Source organism: Paraliobacillus sp. PM-2, from assembly GCF_001368815.1.
In the GTDB taxonomy this organism is placed as follows: domain Bacteria; phylum Bacillota; class Bacilli; order Bacillales; family Amphibacillaceae; genus Paraliobacillus.
Genome location: NZ_CTEI01000001.1, coordinates 1,031,994 through 1,048,722, shown reverse-complemented (window position 1 = coordinate 1,048,722; position 16,729 = coordinate 1,031,994). Strand labels below are relative to the sequence as shown.

General features: G+C 34.5%; 21 protein-coding genes. 16 read left to right on the top strand and 5 right to left on the bottom strand.

Annotation, left to right across the window (positions count from 1 at the left end):
- The first annotated feature begins 192 nt into the window (after window positions 1–192).
- Complete coding sequence (locus tag BN1058_RS04915) at window positions 193–741, top strand: L,D-transpeptidase (protein WP_090853696.1); 549 nt, start codon at window positions 193–195, stop codon at window positions 739–741.
- Here BN1058_RS04915 and prli42 read toward each other — a convergent pair.
- Window positions 731–886 (bottom strand): stressosome-associated protein Prli42, encoded by a 156-nt coding sequence (prli42, locus tag BN1058_RS04910; protein WP_090853693.1) that lies wholly within the window; start codon window positions 884–886, stop codon window positions 731–733. The two genes, BN1058_RS04915 and prli42, sit on opposite strands and share 11 nt — an antisense overlap.
- Window positions 887–1,029: 143 nt before the next feature.
- Between prli42 and BN1058_RS04905 the strand changes: the two genes are divergently transcribed.
- Both BN1058_RS04905 and BN1058_RS04900 read left to right on the top strand, forming a co-directional pair.
- A complete protein-coding gene (locus BN1058_RS04905) occupies window positions 1,030–2,151 on the top strand; it encodes a M20/M25/M40 family metallo-hydrolase (RefSeq protein ID WP_090853690.1) in 1,122 nt (373 codons plus the stop codon).
- A 117-nt stretch (window positions 2,152–2,268) separates the two neighbouring features.
- On the top strand, window positions 2,269–3,516 hold the full coding sequence (locus tag BN1058_RS04900) for a DNA polymerase IV (protein ID WP_090853687.1): 1,248 nt from the start codon (window positions 2,269–2,271) through the stop codon (window positions 3,514–3,516).
- An 18-nt stretch (window positions 3,517–3,534) separates the two neighbouring features.
- Here the strand turns inward: BN1058_RS04900 and rnz are convergent, their stop codons facing one another.
- The 3 genes from rnz to BN1058_RS04885 are packed head-to-tail and all read right to left on the bottom strand — an operon-like array spanning window position 3,535 to window position 6,235.
- The gene (gene rnz, locus BN1058_RS04895) at window positions 3,535–4,455 is read right to left on the bottom strand and encodes a ribonuclease Z (RefSeq protein WP_090853684.1); all 921 of its coding nucleotides are present in this window, start codon (window positions 4,453–4,455) and stop codon (window positions 3,535–3,537) included.
- Complete coding sequence (gene namA, locus BN1058_RS04890) at window positions 4,456–5,475, bottom strand: NADPH dehydrogenase NamA (protein ID WP_090853681.1); 1,020 nt, start codon at window positions 5,473–5,475, stop codon at window positions 4,456–4,458.
- A 13-nt stretch (window positions 5,476–5,488) separates the two neighbouring features.
- A complete protein-coding gene (locus tag BN1058_RS04885; RefSeq protein WP_090853679.1) occupies window positions 5,489–6,235 on the bottom strand; it encodes a glycerophosphodiester phosphodiesterase family protein in 747 nt (248 codons plus the stop codon).
- A gap of 158 nt (window positions 6,236–6,393) precedes the next feature.
- On the opposite strand from BN1058_RS04885, the gene BN1058_RS04880 reads away from it, so the two are divergent.
- Complete coding sequence (locus BN1058_RS04880; protein ID WP_090853677.1) at window positions 6,394–7,185, top strand: SDR family NAD(P)-dependent oxidoreductase; 792 nt, start codon at window positions 6,394–6,396, stop codon at window positions 7,183–7,185.
- A 79-nt stretch (window positions 7,186–7,264) separates the two neighbouring features.
- On the opposite strand, the gene BN1058_RS04875 is transcribed toward BN1058_RS04880, so the two are convergent.
- Window positions 7,265–8,185: an aldo/keto reductase gene (locus BN1058_RS04875; RefSeq protein ID WP_090853674.1), complete on the bottom strand. Its 921-nt coding sequence runs from the start codon at window positions 8,183–8,185 to the stop codon at window positions 7,265–7,267.
- Window positions 8,186–8,295: 110 nt separating this feature from the next.
- Here BN1058_RS04875 and BN1058_RS04870 point away from each other — a divergent pair, with 110 nt between their 5' ends.
- From BN1058_RS04870 to BN1058_RS04815, 12 genes are all read left to right on the top strand, one after another.
- Window positions 8,296–8,850: an NUDIX domain-containing protein gene (locus BN1058_RS04870; RefSeq protein WP_090853669.1), complete on the top strand. Its 555-nt coding sequence runs from the start codon at window positions 8,296–8,298 to the stop codon at window positions 8,848–8,850.
- A gap of 6 nt (window positions 8,851–8,856) precedes the next feature.
- Complete coding sequence (locus tag BN1058_RS04865; RefSeq protein WP_090853666.1) at window positions 8,857–10,029, top strand: endonuclease Q family protein; 1,173 nt, start codon at window positions 8,857–8,859, stop codon at window positions 10,027–10,029.
- A gap of 77 nt (window positions 10,030–10,106) precedes the next feature.
- Window positions 10,107–10,745, top strand: a complete 639-nt coding sequence (spoIIM, locus tag BN1058_RS04860; protein WP_090853663.1) for a stage II sporulation protein M — start codon at window positions 10,107–10,109, stop codon at window positions 10,743–10,745.
- 104 nt (window positions 10,746–10,849) lie between these two features.
- The gene (locus BN1058_RS04855; RefSeq protein ID WP_090853660.1) at window positions 10,850–11,308 is read left to right on the top strand and encodes a ferric iron uptake transcriptional regulator; all 459 of its coding nucleotides are present in this window, start codon (window positions 10,850–10,852) and stop codon (window positions 11,306–11,308) included.
- Window positions 11,309–11,445: 137 nt separating this feature from the next.
- A complete protein-coding gene (locus tag BN1058_RS04850) occupies window positions 11,446–11,664 on the top strand; it encodes a DUF4227 family protein (RefSeq protein WP_090853657.1) in 219 nt (72 codons plus the stop codon).
- A gap of 2 nt (window positions 11,665–11,666) precedes the next feature.
- Window positions 11,667–12,554 (top strand): site-specific tyrosine recombinase XerD, encoded by an 888-nt coding sequence (gene xerD, locus BN1058_RS04845; RefSeq protein ID WP_090853653.1) that lies wholly within the window; start codon window positions 11,667–11,669, stop codon window positions 12,552–12,554.
- A 90-nt stretch (window positions 12,555–12,644) separates the two neighbouring features.
- Window positions 12,645–13,811, top strand: a complete 1,167-nt coding sequence (locus BN1058_RS04840; protein WP_090853650.1) for a D-alanyl-D-alanine carboxypeptidase family protein — start codon at window positions 12,645–12,647, stop codon at window positions 13,809–13,811.
- A gap of 173 nt (window positions 13,812–13,984) precedes the next feature.
- The gene (gene spoIIAA / locus BN1058_RS04835; protein ID WP_090853647.1) at window positions 13,985–14,338 is read left to right on the top strand and encodes an anti-sigma F factor antagonist; all 354 of its coding nucleotides are present in this window, start codon (window positions 13,985–13,987) and stop codon (window positions 14,336–14,338) included.
- Window positions 14,335–14,775, top strand: coding sequence for an anti-sigma F factor (gene spoIIAB / locus BN1058_RS04830; RefSeq protein ID WP_090853644.1), 441 nt, complete (start codon window positions 14,335–14,337; stop codon window positions 14,773–14,775). Before spoIIAA ends, spoIIAB begins: the two co-directional genes overlap by 4 nt.
- A 12-nt stretch (window positions 14,776–14,787) precedes the next feature.
- Entirely contained in the window at window positions 14,788–15,543 is a 756-nt protein-coding gene (sigF, locus tag BN1058_RS04825; protein WP_090853641.1) for an RNA polymerase sporulation sigma factor SigF, read from the top strand.
- A 141-nt stretch (window positions 15,544–15,684) separates the two neighbouring features.
- Window positions 15,685–16,305, top strand: a complete 621-nt coding sequence (locus tag BN1058_RS04820) for a stage V sporulation protein AA (protein ID WP_255306993.1) — start codon at window positions 15,685–15,687, stop codon at window positions 16,303–16,305.
- On the top strand, window positions 16,292–16,711 hold the full coding sequence (locus tag BN1058_RS04815) for a stage V sporulation protein AB (protein ID WP_090853637.1): 420 nt from the start codon (window positions 16,292–16,294) through the stop codon (window positions 16,709–16,711). Before BN1058_RS04820 ends, BN1058_RS04815 begins: the two co-directional genes overlap by 14 nt.
- Window positions 16,712–16,729: the final 18 nt, after the last annotated feature.

Genomic DNA, 16,729 nt, shown 5'->3' with positions numbered 1-16,729 from the left:
AAATAAAAGATTTTGTAATTGTTTGTAGATTAATGCTTCATTTTATCTAAAAATTAAGATTCATGCGCTTTCCCAGGAAATAATAAAGGGTATTTTTGAATTCATATGAAGCAAGAAGGAAAAATGGGAGGTGCGAAATCATAAATACTAACCGCATCCATATACTAAGGAAAAATGAAATGGGAGATCAAAATGAAGTTATTACCTTTTACAGTTATACTGTTTCTTTCTCCATTATGGCCTTTGGGTGAGAATCCTACTTATGAAGCTCCTTTTGTAATTGTAAATAAAGCAAATTTACAATTAGCATTTATAAATGAAGGTGAAGTAAAAACAATCTATCCAGTTGCGACTGGAATAACTAAAGATAAAACGCCAGAAGGAATGTTTACCATTGTTGTAAAAGCTAAACAACCATATTATCGAAAAAGTAATATTCCTGGCGGGGATCCGAAAAATCCTTTAGGTGCAAGATGGATTGGTTTTGATGCAAAAGATACAAACGGTAGAGTTTACGGGGTACATGGGACGAATCAACCAGAGACAATTGGAAAAAGAGTATCCGCTGGTTGTATTCGTATGGATAATAAAGATGTTATTGCTTTATTTGATGATATCCCTATAGGAACGAAAATTTGGATAGTGGATACTGCGGAAAACTTTGAAGCGTTAGCTAAGTCTAAAGGTGCTATAAAAGAACGACACCAGTCACCTATCGACTGGTGGATGTTTATGAATTAATAAAATAAGCTAGCCCTGCTGTAAATGTGGAAAGCACCATTGCTGTAATCATAAGATAAACAATTATTTTGTTTCGGCGTTGACGCTTGGATTGTTTTCTTTGTTTATTCATTGGTTGTTTATTTTGATTCAGTGATTTAGCCATCATTTTTGCCTCCTTTATCCTATAAATATTCTATCGTGAATCAAGAAAAGGTACAACCCTGATTTGTAAGTTAGAATTGACAATTTATAAACGATTCGCTAACGTACATAATAGGGTTTTGATCGAAAACGAGGAGGATTTATATGAAAATAAACGAAGAAAGATTATTAAAAGAGTTTCTCGAATTGGTTCAAATAGATTCGGAAACATCAGACGAGTCTAAGATTGCCACCATATTAAAACAAAAATTTTCTGATTTAGGTGTTGATGTATATGAAGACGGTAGTGCAGAATTTACTGGACATGGTGCTGGTAATTTAATTTGCACGTTACAGGGTGACACTTCCATTGAACCCATTTATTTCACCTCACATATGGATACGGTAGTTCCAGGTCGTGGTGTAAAACCACAAATAAAGGACAATTATGTTACATCTGATGGAACAACCATTCTAGGAGCTGATGATAAAGCAGGGTTAGCTGCAATGTTAGAATCTATTCGTGTGTTAAAAGAGAATAATCAAAAGCATGGTGATATTCAATATATCATTACTGTAGGTGAAGAATCAGGTTTAGTTGGTGCAAAAGCACTGGAGAAAGAAAAAATTAATGCTTCTTTTGGTTATGCGATAGATAGTGACGGAGATGTCGGTGATATTGTTGTTGCTGCACCAACACAAGCAAAAATAAATGCTGTTGTAAGAGGGAAGACTGCACATGCGGGCGTTGCTCCTGAAAAGGGTGTTTCCGCGATCACAATAGCTTCAAAAGCGATATCTAATATGCCTTTGGGGAGAATTGACAAAGAAACAACAGCTAACATTGGTCGATTTGAAGGTGGACAAAAGACAAATATCGTATGTGATTACGTGGAAATTTTGGCAGAAGCACGTTCATTAGTTCCTGAAAAAATGGAAGCACAAGTTAATGTGATGAAACAGTCATTTGAAGACGCTGCAAGTGAGTTCGGTGGTGAAGTCGAAATAGAAACTGCTATCATGTATCCAGGATATAAACAACAGTCAGGTGATCAAGTGGTAGAGGTTGCAAGACGTGCTGCAAATAAAATAGGGCGAAACAGCAAGCTAAAACAAAGTGGAGGTGGAAGTGACGCGAATGTTATTTCTAGTTTCGGTATACCAACAGTAAATTTAGCTGTAGGCTATGAAGATATTCATACTACTGCAGAAAAAATGCCAATTGGTGAATTAAACAAAATTACAGAATTAATTGTAGCGATCGTAGAAGAAACAACGACAATATAATACGCTCCTTTTGTTAGCTCGTTCACTTTGTTTAAAACAAGTAAAAAGATTAGAAATTTTTTACCATATATGCTATATTAATTGTACTAGAACGCACGTTCCTAAAGGAAGAGATATATGTCTAAATGGTATCCAAAAAACGGCAGAGTTATTTTTCATGTTGATATGAATAGTTTTTATGCATCTGTAGAAGCAGCGTACGATCCATCGCTAAAAGGAAAACCACTAGCTATCGCGGGTAATCCTGAAGAACGGAGAGGGATTGTTGTGACGAGTAGCTATGAAGCTAGAGCTAAGGGTGTAAAAACAACGATGCCACTTTGGGAAGCAAAGCGATTATGTCCAAACTTAATTGTCAGGCGTCCGAACTTTGATCGTTATCGAAAAGCTTCTAGTGCAATGTTTAAAATGCTTTCGGATATTACACCTTATGTTCAACCTGTATCTATTGATGAAGGATACATGGATATTTCGGCTTGTGAGAAGCTAGGTTCTCCTTTAGAGATTGCACAAAAACTGCAAAACCGAATAGCATCAGAGCTAGATTTGCCATGTAGTATAGGAATTGCAACAAATAAATTCTTAGCTAAAATGGCCTCAGATATGAAAAAGCCCATGGGAATAACGGTCTTAAGACTACGTGATTTGCCCGATAAACTTTGGCCGCTTCCTATAGGAGAAATGTATGGTGTGGGAGTAAAGACAGCAGAAAAGTTATATAAGATAAATATTCAAACAATACAGGATTTAGTTGAAGCAGATGCTTATGTATTAAAGCGATTGCTTGGAATTAATGGGGAGCGACTACAGAATCGTGCAAAGGGAATTGATCCTAGTTTAGTGGATCCTGATGCAGTTTATGATTTTAAGAGTATTGGAAATTCTGAAACTTTGCCTGAAGATACAGTAAATGATCAAGAAATTAGACAACTACTTAGGAAACTTTCGCGTAAAGTTTCCGCAAGGCTTAAACGGAAAAGAGTTGTTGGCCAACATCTTCAATTAATGATTCGCTTCCACGATCGAAAAACGATTACTAGAAGTAAGAAATTATCTCATTATATTGAAGAGGAGGAAACGGTCTTTAACGATGCGTTGGATTTATTAGATCGACATTGGAATGGTGCCCCTATTCGATTGTTAGGCATTACGGTACAGGATCTTCAAGATAAGCAAGAAGCAGCACAACAATTAGATTTATTTACTTATGAGAAAGAAGCTTCCAAAGAAAAGCTTTATCAAGCAATGGAGAAGTTAACGGATAAATATGGTGTTAATACTTTTACGAAATTAGACCATGCCGAAGACGAAACACAGCCAAGCACAAGTTTTCAGAAGGATTATTTAGATGACTATAGAAAATAGCGAAGCATTTTTGCTTCGCTATTTTTTTACTTCATATTCAAAGAAATCATTTGCGACTTCTACATTTGAGAAAATCGTAGCTGCTTCTGTCTGTAATTGTTCACTCTTATCTCCAGAATAACGTGAAGAAATATGCGTCAGTAGTAACTGTTTTACATTTGCTTGATTTGCAATGTATGCGGCTTGTTCTGTTGTAGCATGAAAGTAATCATGTGCTAATACTTTTTCATCTTTAGCAAAGGTTGCCTCATGTACTAAGACATCACTGTTTTTAACAAAGTCGATTAAACTTTCATTATAACGTGTATCACCTAGAATGGTAATGATATTTCCTTCCTTATCTGCACCAAGCACATCAGTTCTTTGAATTACTTGACCATTAGGTAGTATCGTCGTTTCATTTTCTTTTATCTGTTGATAAATTGGTCCAGGGCTTATACCCATTGCTTGTAACTTATTAGCTAATAATTCTCCTGGCTTATCCTTTTGTTCGATTCGATAACCATAGCAAGGGATACCATGTTCTAATTTTTTTGCATAAACGATGAAATCACTGTCCTCAAGTATCATTCCTTCGTTTACTTCTTTAAAATACAATGGATATCTTAAATGTGTTTCACTTATTTCTAAGCTCGTTCTAACAAAATGTTCTATTCCTTTGGGTCCGTATATTGTCACCGGAGTGGTACCATCTTGAAAGGAGCGACTACTTAGAAATCCGGGTAATCCATAAATGTGATCGCCATGTAAATGTGTAATAAAAATATTTTCTACTTTTCTCGGTTTGATTGTTGTATGTAAGATTTGATGTTGTGTAGATTCTCCACAATCAAATAACCATGTTGTACCTCTTTCTTGTAAAAGATCTAAGAGTATAGCAGAAACATTTCTTTCCTTAGAAGGGACACCTGCCCCAGTTCCTAAAAATGTAAGCTTCATTTATAACCAACCTCGTTCATAGGGTTTGGGTGCACTTAAATCAAATTGTAACTTGTCCGCTGCTTGTTTTGCCCAATAAGGGTTTCGTAATAATTCACGACCTAAAAAGATTAAATCTGCACGCTTGTTCTGTAAGATTTCTTCTGCTTGGATGCCTGATGTAATTAAACCGACAGCACCTGTTGGGATAGCTACTTGCTTCTTTAGTACCTCTGCTTTTGGTACTTGATAGCCAGGGTAGGGTTGTATCGTTGCAGGAACAACACCACCAGTACTACAATCAATCAAAGCAATACCTTGTTTTTTTAATTGTTCCGCATAATAAATAAAATCATCCTGTTGATTTCCGCATTCATGATATTCATCGGCTGAGATGCGAACAAAGATTGGGCCGTTCCAGACTGTTTTTATTGCCTCTATTATTTCTGATAGCAGTCGATAACGATTCTCTTTTGGACCACCATACATGTCTGTCCGCTTATTTGATAATGGTGATAAAAATTGATTTATCAAATAACCATGTGCAGCATGAATTTCTATTATATCAAATCCTGCTTGTTTTGAACGTCTGGCAGCATCTTTGAATGCTTGAATGGTTGCCTTAATTTGTTCACTTGACATTGCGTTAGGGGTTTTATAATTATCATTAAAAGCAATCGGACTTGGCGCCAATATATCATTAGGTAAATTAGCTTTTCTACCAGCATGGGCTAATTGTATACTGCTTTTTGCTCCGTGAGCATGAATGCGATCACTAACTTTTTTTAATCCTTCCATATGATCGTCACTCCAAATGCCTAAGTCTTTTGTAGAAATCCTACCTTCTGGTTGGACAGCAGTTGCTTCTAACATAATTAATCCTACCTGACCAACTGCTCTAGATTCATAATGTGTTATATGAAAATCTTGCACCGTTCCATCTTCAGGCTCACAGGAATACATGCACATCGGTGACATCACAATTCTGTTTTTTAAAGTAACACCTTGGAAATTAATTGGACTGAATAATTTGCGTTCCATAAACGATCCTCCATTACTGTATAATATTTTGTTCAAATAGTTCTCTGGTCTCTATTGCAACATAAGGCAAATCAGTGAAAATAGCATGACATCTGATTTTATAGCAACGCATCAATTGAGATGGACGATTGACAGTATATGTAGCAACATAGATATTTTCTTGTTTTGCTTTATTAATAAGACTTTCATTCACTAATCTATTTTTAATATGAATACCTTTAGCCCCCAGCTGCTTCGTGTAATTGATCAAATCTACTTTTTTGTTGGAGGTTAAAAACGCAGTTGTAAGTGTAGGATCCATACGGTGCATTTTTAGTAAACTATTAGGATTAAAGCTAGAAATTACTGTATGACGAAGTTTATCATATTTAACAAGTAGTTCATAAACAATTTGTTCAATATGCTTATATGGAATGACGTTTGTTTTTAATTCTAAATTTAATAGGAGGTTTTTATTTGAAATCCACGATAAAAATTGTTCTAAAGATAGTATGGATGTGTTGATATAATTGTTTGAAAACCAAGCACCTGCATCTAAGCGTTGTAACTCCTTAAAGGTATAATCCTGTATAAACCCTGTCCCGTTTGTTGTTCGTCTGACATTTTCATCATGAAACAAAACAGGTATGCCATCTTTCGTTAATTGGATATCGGTTTCAATTCCATCTGCTCCTGATTCATATGCCAGTTCAAATGCAGGCAATGTGTTCTCCGGAGCTTGTTTACTTGCGCCTCTGTGTGCATAAATAATTGTTTTCATCGCTTCACCCCATACTCAAGGTATTCTTTATGATTGTGTTATATTTCAAAAAAAAAGTCAATCAAAGTAAAAGTTGATCGTAATGAATAGTAGTGACGAGAGGAACAAGCATGTTATATTATAATATAGAATGATAGGTCAGAAGAACGGGGGATATGATGCGCAATTTCTCAGATAAAACGATTTTAATTACTGGTGCCTCAAGTGGGATAGGAGAAGGATTAGCAAGAGCCTTGGCTGCTCGCGGTGCTAATTTAATTTTGATTGCACGTTCAACAGATAAACTTCACGCGTTAAAACAATCGATGGAACACGATTATTCGATACAATGCGATGTTTATTCAGTAGACTTGGCAAATAAAGAAGCACGGATCAATACATTAAAAAATATATGTAAGCAATATGCAACAATCGACGCATTAATTAATAATGCTGGCTTTGGAATATTTGATTCGATAGAAGAAGCAAAGACAAGTGATATGGAACAAATGTTTCAAGTAAATGTATTCGCATTGATTGAAAGTGTGAAACAGTTGCTTCCTTTATTAACAGCAGCTAAAAAAGGGCATATTATCAATATCGCATCCTTTGCTGGGAAAATTGCAACACCGAAATCTTCTATTTATGGTGCGACCAAGCATGCGGTATTGGGGTTTAGTAATGCATTACGTTTAGAAGTTGAACAACGAGATTTGTATGTGACAACTGTAAATTTAGGTCCTGTGAAAACAAATTTCTTTCAAACAGCTGATCCAAGTGGTAATTATCAAAAAAATGTAGAACGTTATATGCTAGATTCGAATGATGTGGTAGACGCAATTGTTCAAGCATTATTCAAACGGAAAAGAGAAATTAACTTACCTAAATGGATGGAGTTCGGTAGTCGATTGTATCATTTGTTTCCTAAGATGACAGAACGGATATTAAAAAAACAATTTAATAAGAAATAAAGATCCATTAATAAAAAGGAAATAGCTACAATTATATTTTGCCATTTCCTTTTTTAAAAAAAACCAATATATAATTTTGTTAGCGATGATTGGTATAAAACATTTCTTTCGTCATTTTCTGTAACTGCTCATGTAATGATTCAGATAATGCGTTTGAATGTAAGATAGCGGACATATTGTCATCAAGCTGCTTTATCGAACTAGCTCCGGTAACTACACTTGCTACTGCGGGGTGGTGTAATACATAACGTAAGGCTGTGGACGTTAACGATTCGTTAGCTAAATCTGTTTTGCTTAAGTCGTCAATGATTGTTTTTAATTCATTACTAGAATAGGAGAGGTACCCGTCACGCCCTTTATTTTCTGCCACTGCTTTCGCTTGGTCAGTTAGAAAACCTTTCGCTAATGAACCTCTGGTAACAACACTTATACCTTCTTGATGTAAAAAATCCAGCATAGATTCTTCTGGTCTGCGATCCAATAAACTATACTGCATCATCACAGAAACAATCGAAGAACGCTTTGCATACTCTTTAATTACATTCGGTCTAATAGAAGATATGCCATAATAACGAATTATACCTTCTTGTTTTAACTCTTCAAAGGCTTCAATCGTTTCATCAATTGGATCATCAATTGTTCCACCATGAAGTTGATATAGATCAATATAATCTGTCTGTAATCGTAATAGGCTTGCTTTTACTTGTTCTTTTATATAATTTTTCGATGGATCCCAAAACCAAGTTCCATCTGGTTGGAGATGGTTACCCACTTTCGAGGCAAGGATGATTTGTTCCCTTTTACCTTTCAATGCTTGGCCAACAATCGATTCATTTACTGTTTGATCATATAAATCTGCTGTATCTAGATAATTAATTCCAGTGTCAATTGCTCGATCAATAATAGCACCTGCTTTTCGTTGATCGGTACCTAGTGACATACATCCGAGTCCCATTTCAGAAACATACAAGTCTGAGTTTCCTAATTGATTTTTTTTCAATGTAAACACTCCTTCCATTCACATTCTAAAAATAAAAGGAATGAAATACAACCATTACAATCATTATGTTAAAATAAGCAATAATATATGAATGAAAGAAGGAAACAAACATGGGAAATAAATTTGAGGAGAAGACAATCTCTACAACACAAATTTTTAATGGGAAAATTGTTCAATTGCAAATTGATGATGTAACATTACCAGATGGGAATACTTCGAAAAGAGAAATTATTAAACACCCTGGTGCAGTTGCTGTTATTGCGGTGACAGACACAAATAAGTTATTAATGGTGGAACAATATCGAAAACCATTAAACAAGAGCATAATGGAAATTCCAGCGGGAAAACTAGAACCAGGCGAGGAACCGGTTATTACCGCAAAACGAGAATTAGAAGAAGAAACGGGCTACACTACCAAAACGTTAGAGTATGTGACGTCTTTTTATACAACTCCGGGTTTTTCTAATGAATTATTATATGTATATTTCACCGATGAACTTACACGTTTAGAAGAAAAAAAACAATTAGATGAAGATGAGTTTGTAGCCGTACATGAAATTTCTTTATCTGAAGCGGAGAAATTATTAACAGAACAAGAAATTCATGATGCTAAAACGGCATATGCTCTTTTGTATGTTAAAGAACGTATAAACGAGAGAGGTTAAGATTTCATGGAGTTAAAAACAATTTATGCAGATTTACATGTGCATATCGGTCGTGATAAATACAATAAGCCAGTAAAAATCACTGGCGGAAAGTCGCTCACATTAACGAATATTTTAAAAGAGGCTAGTCGAAATAAAGGAATTCAAATGGTAGGAGTGATTGATTGTCACGCACCTGCAGTCCAAGAAGAAATATCAGATCTAATACAAATCGGCAAAGCAGAAGCGTTAAAAGATGGAGGTATACGATTTGAAGAAGTAACATTGATTCTAGGTGCTGAAATAGAGATCTATGATGAAACGTGCGCTGGACCAATTCATGTATTATGCTATTTACCAACATTACAACAAATGAGACGGTTTACTACTTGGCTTAGCACGCGAATGACGAACATACACTTAAGTTCACAACGATACTATGGAAGCGGAAAAGAATTGCAAGAACAAGTAAAAGCACTTGGTGGATTGTTTATCCCAGCACATATTTTTACCCCTTTTAAAAGTTTATACGGCAAAGGTGTTCTTCGTACCTTAACAGAAGTTTTTGATCCTGTAATGATCGATGCAGTTGAACTTGGGTTAAGCTCTGACACACATATGGCAGATGAAATTATTGAGTTACATAACTATACGTTTCTGACAAATTCTGATGCCCATTCTCTATCAAAAATTGCTCGAGAATATCAAGAAATAGCTGTAAAGGAAGTTTCATTTTCGGAATTATCTCTTGTTTTACAGAAAGAAAAAGGTAGAAGCGTGGTAACAAACTATGGTATGAACCCTCACTTAGGTAAGTATTATAATACGGTATGCAAGGATTGCTTTACTCCAGGAAAAATGGGGGACGTTTGTTCCAATTGTGGTTCGAATAAAATAATTAAGGGAGTTGCTGAACGTATTAAAGAGTTGGGATGTAAGGATAAACAAATAAAACATATTGATCGACCATCTTATATTCATCAAGTACCATTAGAATATATACCTGGACTCGGACCAAAAGCATACAGCAAATTGTTATCCGCTTTTGGGACAGAAATGGCAATTATTCATCATACTTCTGAGAAGCAATTAAATGAAGTTGTACCAGAAAAAATCACAAAACATATACTACAAATGCGAAAAGGCATGCAGCGTGTTCATTCCGGTGGCGGAGGTAAATATGGCAAGCTAATAGAATAGATTATAGATTCACTGGTCTATTTATCGTATTTTCCTCATAGATTCTTACTATACAGAGTAAGAACGGAGGAGCATAAATGAATCGTAATCGATCCATCGTATACAATCATATAAAAAAATACCATCTAATCTACTTTTTTATGATTATTTTATTCTTAATTGGCATCATCTTTGGTGCTGTTATAGTTAACAGTATGGACTTTATTCAGAAACAAAATTTATCCTTCTATGTAGATCAATTTCTAAATCGATTAGTAGAAGGTCCCATTGCAGGAAAGCAAGAAATTCTAAAAACATCTTTTATTTATCATTTTCAGTACTTAGCTTTGTTTTTTATTTTAGGTTTATCTGTTATTGGTCTACCTATTATATGGATCCTTATGTTTATTAAAGGTGTTGTTGTTGGGTTTTCCGTTGGTTTCTTTGTGAATAAATTGGAATGGAGTGGACTACTATTTTCTGCGGCGTCCATAGCACCTCAAAACTTAATTATCATACCTATCTATTTACTAGCTAGTGGAATAGCAATGATTTTTTCTCTAACACTCATTCAGAAGATATTTTCAAGAAAATTACAAAAAGAGCCCATCGGACAATATCTTGTCCAATATATTGTAATTTTTGTTATATTAATAGCTGGTTCAGGGATAGCTTCACTCATTGAAGCATTTGTCTCTAACCAAACAATGAATTGGGTCATCTCTTGGTTATATTAGAATTATTTTAATTTAAAAGTGATTATTATTTTTGGTTTATAATAATTTTAATTGACACCATTTCTAGCTGTGCTTATAATTGTGGTGTGAGGGAGGTTTCGTATATGGAACATCGAATTGATCGTATTAAAAAGCAACTACATGCACAAAGTTATAAACTTACTCCCCAACGTGAAGCAACAGTTAGAGTGCTTCTGGAGAGAGAAGAAGATCATTTAAGCGCAGAAGATGTTTACTTATTAGTAAAAGAGAAGTCACCAGAAATTGGGTTAGCGACTGTCTATCGAACATTGGAATTACTTTCAGAACTAAAGATTGTTGATAAAATAAATTTTGGAGATGGCGTTTCACGCTATGATTTACGTAAGGAAGGTGCTACACATTTTCACCACCATCTAGTGTGCACGGAATGTGGATCTGTTGAAGAAATAATGGATGATTTATTAGAAGATGTAGAAGAAATTGTTGAAAATGACTGGGGTTTTAAGGTGAAAGATCATCGTCTTACCTTTCATGGCATCTGTAAAAAATGTCAAGAGCAAGAATGGAAAGCTTCGTCGTAGAGCCTTTTTTTAGAAGGCTTTTTGTGTTTTTGATTTTTAATAAAAGAGATGTATAATATGTTTCCTTTTTGGCATATCTTTTAAAAGAGATAAAATTTATTTAACTTTTAAGATATATTAGAAAAGGAGCAATTATTATGCGTTCATTATTAGCATATACTAAAGATGTTATAAAACTATTTTTTTTATTTATCTTGTGTACTTCTCTTTTTTATTTTGGATTACAAGCCATTCATCAAGAATATGAAGACTATCATCGATATGACGCCCCAGAGGGTAATGCAGTCAAAGTAAATCAACAAACTGATTATCAATGGATTGATCGGATATCTATTTTTTTTCGATTAGGAGAATAGAAATGCAAGATGCATTAAAAGATTTTTTTCATTATCTGCAAATAGAAAGAGGACTATCAGTTAATACGCTGCAATCCTACCAGAGAGATATGAATCAATATATGAATTTTTTACAGAAAGAGTTACATATACAAACATGGGAACATGTAGAGAGAAATCACACATTGAAATTTTTATATTTTTTAAATGATCAAGGTCGTTCACAGGCCACGATGGCTAGAATGTTGTCCACTTTACGACTGTTTCATCAATTCATGGTGCGTGAGTATCATTTACCACACGACGCAAGTTTACATATTGAAACACCAAAAAAAGCACGGACATTGCCTAAAGTTTTATCCAAGCGAGAAGTAGAAAATTTATTGTCTATATCAGGTAATTCTCATTTGATGATTCGAAATAAAGCCATGCTAGAAATGCTTTATGCTACAGGCTTAAGAGTTTCTGAATTGATTCAATTGAAAATGGAAGACTTGCACTTAACAATGGGTTTTGTTAGATGCGTTGGAAAAGGAAATAAAGAGCGGATTGTTCCACTTGGGCATTTAGCAAAAGAAGCGGTAGATAATTATTTGAATATCGCTCGAGGAGCATTAGTTAAACAAAAAAAAGTGGATCAATTATTTGTTAACCATCATGGAAATCCTTTAACAAGACAGGGGTTTTGGAAAATTTTAAAAGGACTAGCACAACAAGTGGGGATAAAAAAAGAAATTACACCGCACACATTACGTCATTCTTTTGCAACGCATTTACTAGAAAATGGTGCTGACCTTCGTTCTGTCCAAGAAATGTTGGGTCATGCCGATATTTCCACTACGCAAATTTATACGCACGTAACAAAGGCAAGATTAAAAGATATTTATACTAATTTTCATCCCAGAGCCTAAGCTCACTTCATTAAATGGAGTGAGTTTTTTTGTTATAAAAATTGATGATTGTGGAGAAAATAGGAACATTACATATTTGGAGGTACGAACATGAAAAAAATAATGAGCTCACTTTTTGTATTGTTAATTACTCTGTTGTCCATTCAAACGGTACATGCAAATGAAAATAACACGAATGATTTGTCTTTGGCAGAATCTTCAAGCTCCGCTATTTTAATTGAGAGAGATTCTGGGGGAATCATGTATGAAAAAAATGCACATGAACAATTACCACCAGCAAGTATGACAAAGATGATGACGTTATTATTAATAATGGAAGCATTAGATCAAGAAAAAATCACGTTGGATGAAAAAATACGTATAAGTGAACACGCTGCATCTATGGGTGGATCGCAGATCTTTTTAGAAGAAGGCGAAGAAATGTCGGTGGACGATTTGTTAAAAGGAATTGCGATTGCTTCGGGGAATGATGCTAGTGTAGCATTAGCAGAAAGAATTGCAGGAAGTGAAGCAGCATTTGTCACCATGATGAATGAAAAGGTAAAAGATTTAGGTTTAGAAAATACTTTATTTCAAAATCCAACAGGTCTTCCAGCCGATGATCATTATTCTACAGCTTATGATATGGCAGTGATTGCCAAAGAACTATTGAAGTATGAAAAAATAACAAATTATACAAAGATCTATGAAGATTATTTGAGAAAAGGAACAGACGATGAGTTCTGGTTAGTTAACACGAATAAACTTGTTAAGTTCTATCAAGGTGTTGATGGGTTAAAAACTGGTTACACTTCCGAGGCAAAGTATTGCTTAACGGCAACAGCAAAGAAAGATAATATGCGTGTAATTGCAGTTGCAATGGGAGCTGAATCTCCTAAAAAAAGAAATAAGGCTATTACACAAATGTTGGACTATGCATTCTCACAATATAAAACAGAATTATTGTATCAGAAAGATCAGCCTGTAACGCAAATCTCAATGGTCAAAGCAGACAAAAATAAAGTCAACGTCATTACTGGAGATTCTATATCAGTATTGCTAGAAAAGGGAATGGATAAATCAGGAATTGAGACAATAGTTAAAATAGATCAGAACATTTCACTACCATTAAAGAAGGGAAGTAAAGTTGGACTTTTACAAGTGAAACATAATGGAAAACTAATTACAGAAACACCATTATTACTAGAGGAATCCATCCAAAAAGCAAGTGTTTGGAAATTATTTAAATTTTCAATGAAAGAATTGGTGAAAAATTAAGTTTTGTGTAACTTATTCACTAGTTTTGTCGGTGTGCAGGAAACAGGATGTTTTTAGTAGAAAACATCAATTAGAAAAAGTGGAAGTGCGCAATATAGATCTGCTTTTTATTTCGCATGGATACAAGTAAGCTAAGTTATATGTATATCAAAAGGCAAAGAGGAGGAGAAATCGTGAGTTTAAAGGTAGACTGGAGTGTCAGAGAAAATGTTTTGTTAGTTCGACTTTCTGGTGAATTAGATCATCATGAAGCAGAACAATTTAAAAAAGACTGGCAACAAATATTGCATGATGTAGAGGTGCAACATGTTGTTTTGAACTTAGGAGATTTAACTTTTATGGATAGTTCTGGTCTGGGTGTGATTTTGGGACGTTATAAAGAAATAAAACAGATGGGAGGAGAAATGATTGCTTGCTCCATTTCTCCAGCGGTAAAACGATTATTTGAACTATCTGGATTATTTAAAATCATTCGATTGGAAGATAGCGAGATGCATGCCCTAATTAGATTGGGGGTAGCATCATGAAGAACTCCATGCAATTGTCTTTTACTAGTGTAAGTTCTAATGAGTCATTTGCTCGCGTTACCATTGCTGCATTCGTAGCTCAATTAGACCCAACAATGGAGGAATTGACTGAAATAAAAACAGTTGTATCTGAAGCGGTAACCAATGCGATTATTCATGGATACAACAATGATGAGAATCAACTAATCTATATGACTTGTACGATTGACGATAAAAAAGTTGATCTTACCATTGAAGACAATGGTATTGGTATTGACAATATCGATGAAGCTATACAACCGTTATATACTTCTAAACCTGAGCTTGAGCGATCTGGAATGGGTTTTACAATTATGGAGAATTTTATGGACAATGTAGATATTGAATCAAAATCTGGAGAAGGAACTAAGGTTCGTTTGGTTAAATACTTTAATAAGTCCAAATCCTTATGTAATTAAGGGGTTGAGACAATGGAGATGAAATATAAACGAAATGAAAAGCAGCTAACTGATGAAGAGGTTAAAAAGTATATTCGCCAAAGTCAGGAAGGGGATCAGATAGCTAAAGATATTTTAGTGGAACGTAATGTTCGTTTAGTATGGTCCGTTGTGCAACGATTCATGAATCGTGGGTATGATCCAGATGACTTGTTTCAAATTGGTTGTATTGGTTTATTAAAATCTATTGATAAATTTGATTTATCCTATGAAGTCAAATTCTCAACATATGCTGTACCAATGATTATTGGTGAGATCCAACGCTTTATACGTGATGATGGTAGTCTAAAAGTAAGCCGTTCATTAAAAGAAATTGGTAATAAGGTAAGAAGAAAAAAAGATGAACTTACTAAATTATTAGGAAGAGCACCAACAATATCTGAAATTGCTAAAGCGTTAGAGCTTACGATAGAAGAAGTTGTACATGCGCAAGAAGCATCTAAGTTACCGCATTCTATTCATGAAACCGTATACGAGAATGATGGAGATCCAATAACATTGATCGATCAAATCTCAGATGAGGACAGTAAATGGTTTGATAAAATTGCCATTCAAGAAGTAATACGCGAAATGAACGAGAGAGAAAGATTAATTGTTTATTTGCGTTATTATCAAGACAAAACGCAATCTGAGGTAGCGGAACGACTCGGAATTTCACAGGTTCAAGTCTCCCGATTAGAAAAGAAAATTTTAGAGTGGATGAAAAGTCAAATAGGTGTATTAGAATGAACCATTGAATTAAATTTCAATGGTTTTTTTTGTTATAGATAAGAAATTGATTCAACTAAATACTAAGCGTTTCATACTAAATGTATGAATTTTTAGTACTTGTCTCATACTAAATTAGAGAATAGGAAAGGAAGTATTGCTGTGCAAAATAATTTATACATGAGACTAAAAAAATATGTTTATATAAAGCCACCACAAGCGATCACTGTAAGGGACGTAGCATTTCTGACAGGTCCAGAAGAGCTTGTTTCCAGCTGTAATCAGATAATAGTACAACACCAAACAAAAGCAGCAGATAAAATTCGAGTCATAGAAGCATTGACAATCATTCAAATTATTCAACAATACTTTCCCAATGTGGATATTCAACTACTTGGTCCTAATCAATGTATTATTCATAAAAGCAAAAAAAAACAGACCTCTAAGTTAATGCTTGTTCTGCTAGTGTGGTTATTATTATTCATTGGTTCTGCAATGGCGATCATGAATTTTCATTATGATGTCAGTATGCAAAGTGTGCAACAGCGCTTGCATTATCTTATAACAGGAGAGGAAGCCGAATTTCCTCTTTGGTTACAAATACCTTATTCGATTGGTTTAGGATTAGGGATGGTTCTTTTTTTTAATTATTTATTTAAAAAAAGGTTAAACGATGAGCCTAGTCCGATGGAGATAGAAATGTATAAATATCAACAAGATATTGATCAATATGTACAATATTATGAAAACCCATTAAATCAGAAGTCCAATGATAAATCATAGTATTGATCTGATTGTAGGCTTAGCTTCTGGTTTAGTAGTAGGTACTGGATTCGTAGCTTTTATTACTGTTTTGGGTATAATCCCTCGATTGATTCAACTAAGTAAAACAAACAAATATCTACATTTTTATGAATTTGCGGTTATAAGTGGTGTGATGTTTGGTACATATTTATCCTTTACTCCTTTTCATTTTAATGGTGGTAGTCTAATTGTTGCAGTTTGGGGATTGTTTCATGGCATTTTTATTGGCATGCTTGCAGCGGCATTAACAGAGGTACTAAATGTATTCCCTATATTGGCAAGACGAATACATGTTGATCAACAAATTGTTTGGCTGATGATGGCAATTACAATTGGAAAAATAGCAGGCTCTTTATTTCAATGGTTATTATTTGTGAAATTATAGTAATAGTGTTTGCTGTGG